Annotated in this window: 4 protein-coding genes; 1 reads left to right on the forward strand and 3 read right to left on the reverse strand. The window is 63.8% G+C overall.

Annotated features, from left to right (window positions below):
• Nucleotides 1–63: 63 nt before the first annotated feature.
• Genes pvdO through pvdM form a run of 3 tightly spaced genes read right to left on the reverse strand, consistent with a single transcriptional unit; the run spans nucleotide 64 to nucleotide 3,609 of the window.
• Entirely contained in the window at nucleotides 64–939 is an 876-nt protein-coding gene (gene pvdO, locus HU811_RS24235; protein WP_186658499.1) for a dihydropyoverdine dehydrogenase, read from the reverse strand.
• Between the two features lie 22 nt (nucleotides 940–961).
• The gene (gene pvdN, locus HU811_RS24240; protein WP_186658500.1) at nucleotides 962–2,242 is read right to left on the reverse strand and encodes a pyoverdine-tailoring periplasmic protein PvdN; all 1,281 of its coding nucleotides are present in this window, start codon (nucleotides 2,240–2,242) and stop codon (nucleotides 962–964) included.
• On the reverse strand, nucleotides 2,239–3,609 hold the full coding sequence (gene pvdM, locus HU811_RS24245; protein ID WP_186658501.1) for a pyoverdine-tailoring dipeptidase-like protein PvdM: 1,371 nt from the start codon (nucleotides 3,607–3,609) through the stop codon (nucleotides 2,239–2,241). Before pvdM ends, pvdN begins: the two co-directional genes overlap by 4 nt.
• A 321-nt stretch (nucleotides 3,610–3,930) precedes the next feature.
• Between pvdM and pvdP the strand changes: the two genes are divergently transcribed.
• Nucleotides 3,931–5,547: a pyoverdine maturation tyrosinase PvdP gene (pvdP, locus tag HU811_RS24250; protein WP_186658503.1), complete on the forward strand. Its 1,617-nt coding sequence runs from the start codon at nucleotides 3,931–3,933 to the stop codon at nucleotides 5,545–5,547.
• Nucleotides 5,548–5,600 lie beyond the last annotated feature (53 nt).

Here is a 5,600-nt window from a genome sequence, read left to right on the forward strand (position 1 = left end):
GGGGGGGGGCCCCCCCCCCCCCCCCCACAAAAGCCTGTCTTCAGGAGCATCGGCGAAGCGAGTTCACATATCCCGCGCCACCCGAAAGCCGATCCAGTCTCCACGCACACTGGGCACCAGCGCGTTGCGGTTGCCGGAGCGGGAGAACACCGGGGCTTCACCCCAATCGTTGCCGCGGATGCGCTGGTACTCGCACTTGCCGGTCAGCCAGGCGCTGCCGTCACTGGGTGCGCCGGCGTAGTTTTCGTTGTAGCAATCGGCCGTCCACTCGTAGACATTGCCGTGCATGTCGTACACCCCGAATGCATTGGGCGGATAAGTACCGGCCGGTGCCGTGAAGTTGTAGCCATCGGCCGCGCCGTAGGTGTTGGCGTGTTGGGCGATGCTGTACTCCTTGCCTTCATCGAACGGGAAGGGGAACGGCCCCGTGGTGCCGCCGCGTGCCGCGTATTCGCGCAGGGATTCACTGACCAGCCGGTATTGTTTGCCGGTTTTTTTCGACAACCACGCCACGTAGGCATTGGCTTCGGCGAAATCCATGCACACTGCTGGATGCCGGTCGGTGTATTGCTTGCGCGGGTCGCTGCCTTGGTAATCAGGAATCCCGGCCTTGCACGCGCGGCCGGGACGCTCATCGCCGTCGGGCATCTGATAGTCGGTGTCACGCAGGTAGGCGAACCATTCGCCTTTGAGCACCTGAAAGCGGCTGATCGCCAGCGGTTTGGCGAAGGTCACCGGGTGCATCGGGCCTTCGTCGGGCTCGCGTCCCACTTCATCTTCCGGGGTGCCCATCTGAAAGGTGCCGGTGGGCAGCACGACCATTTCCGGGCAGTCCTTGCAGTCGCGAAAGACCTGGCCCGGTTGCGACGCCTGGGCACCGGAGGGCAGCAGGGCGGCGAGGGCCAGTGCCGGAAATAGCTTCAAGGAAAAACTGTTCATCCATCTCTCTCGATAGTCAGGTTCAGAGTGTCTTGCCCAGCAAGCCCATGAAGCGATCGATCTCGTCTTCGGTGTTGAGCAGGCCCGGCGCGGTTCGAATGACAGGCCCGGCGTCGCGATGCACGGCGTCGGCAATCACCCGGTTCTGCATCAGGTAGGCGGCGATCTCGTCGCTCTCACGGCCCTTGACCCGGAAGAAGGTGAAACCGGCCGACACGTCCGGGCTCATGGGCGTGACCAGCTCGATTTGCGGCAACGCCAGCAGCTGTTTTTTCAAGTAGGTATTGAGCGCGTGAATGCGCGCCTGCACCTGGGCCTTACCCAATTGCAAGTGCAGCTTGAACGCCTCGTCCGCCGCCCAGCGATGCTCGAAGGCGTGGTAGCCGCCGGGCGTCATGGTGGTGGAAAACGCCGTGGCCTCGGAGAAGGTCGGGATGATCGGCGTGACGTACTTGAGCTCTTCGCTGCGGCTGCACACCAGGCCGGTGCCCCGTGGGCCGAACATCCATTTGTGGGTGCCGGCGATGAAGAAGTCGCAATTCATCGCTGGGAAGCTCAGGTCTTCAACACCGAAGCCGTGCACGCCGTCCACCACGTAGATGATGCGTTGCGCATCGCTGCGGCCCCGATTGTGCTTGTCCACCAGCGCGCCGATCTTGTCGATCGGCAGCTTCACGCCGCTGCCCGAATGCACCCAGGTCATGCCCAGTACGCGGGTTTGCGGGCGGATGTTGCGGTCGATGGCGCTCAGGATTTCCTCGTGGCTGGCGTTGTGGGCGTTCTCGAACAGTTTGATCTTGCGCACCCGGGTGCCATCCCGTTGGTTGCGCAAATCAAGGATGGTGTGGGTGGCGTAATGTTCGTGGGCGGTGCTGAGGATTTCCTGGTCGGCTGCCACATGAACGCCGCCGTAGATCATCGCCAGGCCCTCGGTGGTGCTGCCGGTGAGGGCGATCTGCGCAGGGTTTGCTTGCAAGTAGCGGCCGGCCCAGGCGCGGACGTTTTCCTCACGCTCCTTGGTGACGCCCAGGTCCCAGTCCATCAACAGCCCCGGGTTTTTATCCAGTGCGGCGCGATGCCTGTCGATGGCCTCACGTACCGGCCGCGGGTGGGTGGTGACCAGGAAATTGGAGAAGTGCAGGTAGTCCGGGTCCTGGTTGAACAGCGAGCGCAACTGCGCCCATTTGTCTCGGGGCAGCGGCGGCAGCGGATCGGCGATAGCGGTGCCAGGCAGGCTGGTGGCCAGCGGCAAGCCGGCGGCGAGGATCCCGGCCTGCTTCAGGAAGGTACGGCGTTCGTTCATGGTTGGCCGGCCTTCTGGTTCGAAGCCACGGCGGGGCGGGCGGCTTGCTGGACCTGATCCCAGACCCGCAGAAAGTTGCCGCCCCACAGTTTGGCGATGTCCGCTTCGGAGTAGCCGCGGGTCAGCAGTTCGGCGGTGACGTTGCGGATGTCGCCCACGTCCTCCCAGCCTTTGACGCCGCCGCCTTCGTTGAAGTCCGAACTGATGCCGACATGGTCGATGCCGATCTTGCGCACGGTGTAATCGATGGCGTCGCCCAGGTCTTTGAGGCTGGCCTTGGGTTCCTCCTCCAGAATGCCGTAGAGCTGGCCGGCGTATTCACCGAATTTCTGTTCCGGCCACGCGGCGATGATCGGATCGCCCGGCATCAGCGCCATGGCCAGGTTGGGCAGCGGTGGCAGGTCGAAACGTTGGCGCAGGTCGTTGAGCTTGTCCTGGGTCTTTTGCGTCAGCGGGCGCAGGTATTGGGAGAAACCGACGACTTGCACCACGCCGCCGCTGGCCTTGATCAGCTGCATTTCCTTGTCGCTGAGGTTGCGCGGGATATCCACCATGGCCCGGGGTGCGGAATGGGACGCCACCAAGGGCGTGCGGCTCAGTTGGGCAACTTGCTCCAGAGCCTGGGTCGACATCTGCGACACGTCGATGATCACGCCCAGGTCGTTCAGGCGCGTCACCGCTTGCTTGCCAATCTCCGACAGGCCGCCGAGGGCGTCAGGTGAGTCGTTGAAGAACGGCAGCGGGCGCGAGGAGTCGGCCCAGTCGTTGTTACCGATGTAACTGAAGCCGAACATGCGCATGCCCCGCGCCGTCCACAGGTCCAGCAGGCTCAGGTCATGGCCCAGGGGATAGGCGTTGAGCATGCTGATGAAAATCGCGAACTTGCCTTCGCCATGCAGGCGCCGAAAATCATCCGGGGTGTAGGCGATGGCGACCTGGTTGGGAAAGTCGCGGACCATGCCGGTGATGATCTTGTAGCGCACTTCCTGCTGATTGCGCGCCTCCTCGACGAAACCGGCGGTGGGCTTGTGCGGCGCATTGGGGCCGTTCCACAGCTCCGGCCAGCCGAAGATCGTCAGCGCCGCGCCGGACAGATGCCCGCGATTGGCTTTGATCAGGTCGAACTGGCCGCCGCCGTCCTTGTCGGCTTCATTGCCGGCGGTGCCGAAATCCAGCGGTAGGCTGATGTGGCTGTCAAAGGAGAGCAGGCGCTCGTGCAGCTCGCGAGCTTCTTTCATCACCTTGACCGGGTAGCCGGGGTTGTCTCGCCACCAGTGGTCCCAGGCCGCGAGGCCGCCACCGACCACCAGTGCAAGGGCCAGGGGCACGCCGATGAAGAGAGCTTTTTTCGAACGTGGTGTTGTCATTGCCGATCTCAGTCAGGTTCGCTGCGGGGGGCTTTGCTATCTGGGGAGAACGAGTGATCGGGCAGGAAATTTAGGTGAGCCTGATGGCCCCATCGCGAGCAAGCTTTGCTCCCACAGTGGAATTCAGCGCGTTCCAGTGTGGGAGCGGGCTTGCTCGCGAAGGCGGCCTTGAACTCATTAAATTTTCATCGAATGTACGCACCTCCGTTGTGGGGGCGAGCCTGCTCGCGATGAGGCCCTCACAGCCTCTATAAATTTGTTGGCCCGCCCATCGTTCTAGCTTGGATAACGCCCGCCCCAGGGCCGAACACAGGTAAGGTAATGACGATTTCTCGACGATGGTTCATGGCGGGCCTGGCGCTGACCGGTGCCGCCGTGCCTGCGGTGTATTACGGGCATCGCGAACTGACCCGGCCGGACCCCACCATCACCCCCGGCGAGGCCTCATTCGATGTGGCGGACGTGGCGGGGCAGCGCCGGGCCGATACGCTGCGGGGGATCTGGACGATCCGTTTTTCAGGAAGCGACGCGGGCCTGGACGGTTTGCCCAGTGACGGTCTGCAAGTGTTCCTCGACATTGCCCACAAGGGGCGTGGCTTGGTGGGCTGCCTCGACACCGCTGAACGCCTGCGCGCCGGTGATGAGCCTCATTATCGAGTGCTGGGCGATTTGGCCGGAACCGATCCGAAACAACTGAGCTGGCGCCTGAGCGGTGCCCAGCATGGGGCACCGGACTACGAATTCATCATGACCCTGGACGAGGTCTGGGCCGGCTTCGGCAATGCCGGCACCGCCACCCTCAGCGGTCGCGTGTTGCGCCTGGATCGCCCGCTGACGCTGCCGGAACTCGACAATCAGTTCATCGCCCGCAAGCTGCCGTTCCCCGAAGCCCGGGAACGCACGCCGCTGAGCCCGCCGTTGCTGGCCTGGCTGGTGTCGCCGGAGCATCGGTTGTTCCATCAGCTTTGGCACGCCTCACGGGACAAATGGCACAGCCTGGACGAAGATAAGCGCAACGCCCTGCGCGGCATTGGCTGGCAGCCCGGTCCACGGGACCATGAACGTGACGCTCGCGGCAAGCGCAAGGATCGCAACGGCTCGGGCGTGGATTTCTTTTTCATGCACCGGCACATGCTCGGCACGGCCCGATCGTTCCAGCCGCTGCCGTCGTGGCCGCGCTTCCCCTTGCCGCAACCGGAGCTGGAGCGTGATCGGCTGGGCTTTGCCCGGTATTTCGATAACCACGATGGCACAGCTTTGCCGCCCACTTGGCTGGCCAGCGGCGACGAGCAGTACGCCCAATGGGTGAGTGACATCAAGACTGCCGAGACCTACCACAGCAATTTCCAGGTCTGGGAATCGCGCTACCGCGACCCGCGCTACCTGTCGAAACTGACCCTGGGCCAGTTCGGCTCGGAAGTGGAGCTGGGCCTGCACGACTGGCTGCACATGCGCTGGGCCTCGGTGCCCCGCGATCCTTCCAACGGCCACCCGGTGCCCTTCGCCCGCGACCCGGCCGACTTCGCCCAGCGCTGGTATGAGCCGGAAAACGACTTTCTGGGCGACCCGTTTTCCTCCCATGTGAACCCGGTGTTCTGGGCCTTCCATGGCTGGATCGACGACCGCCTCGAAGACTGGTTCCGGGCCCACGAGCGTTTCCATCCGGGGGAAGTGAGCCGGCTTGAGGTCAACGGCGTGCCTTGGTTCGCCCCGGGCCGTTGGGTCGAAATCGCCGACCCCTGGCTGGGCCCGGACACCCACGGCTGCAGCACCACGCCGGGGTTGCAGCCCGGACGTTCGGTGGAGATGGACCCGGAAACCATGAAACTGGCCCTGCGCATCACCTTCGGCAGCGATGACAAAAAACTCTCCGAACTGTTTCGCCGCGTGCCGCAACGGCCTTGGTATGCGCGGAATCTCAAGAGCAAACCGGTTTAACCCTTTCTGCCTGGACAAACCCCATGGTGGCGAGGGAGCTTGCTCCCGCTGGG

This window comes from Pseudomonas tehranensis (assembly GCF_014268615.1).
GTDB lineage: Bacteria > Pseudomonadota > Gammaproteobacteria > Pseudomonadales > Pseudomonadaceae > Aquipseudomonas > Aquipseudomonas tehranensis.

Bases quoted from the DNA above. Each gene is read 5' to 3' on its own strand.
- pvdO (WP_186658499.1), bottom strand. From the start codon at position 939: ATGAACAGTTTTTCCTTGAAGCTATTTCCGGCACTGGCCCTCGCCGCC.
- pvdN (WP_186658500.1), bottom strand. From the start codon at position 2,242: ATGAACGAACGCCGTACCTTCCTGAAGCAGGCCGGGATCCTCGCCGCC.
- pvdM (WP_186658501.1), bottom strand. From the start codon at position 3,609: ATGACAACACCACGTTCGAAAAAAGCTCTCTTCATCGGCGTGCCCCTG.
- pvdP (WP_186658503.1), top strand. From the start codon at position 3,931: ATGACGATTTCTCGACGATGGTTCATGGCGGGCCTGGCGCTGACCGGT.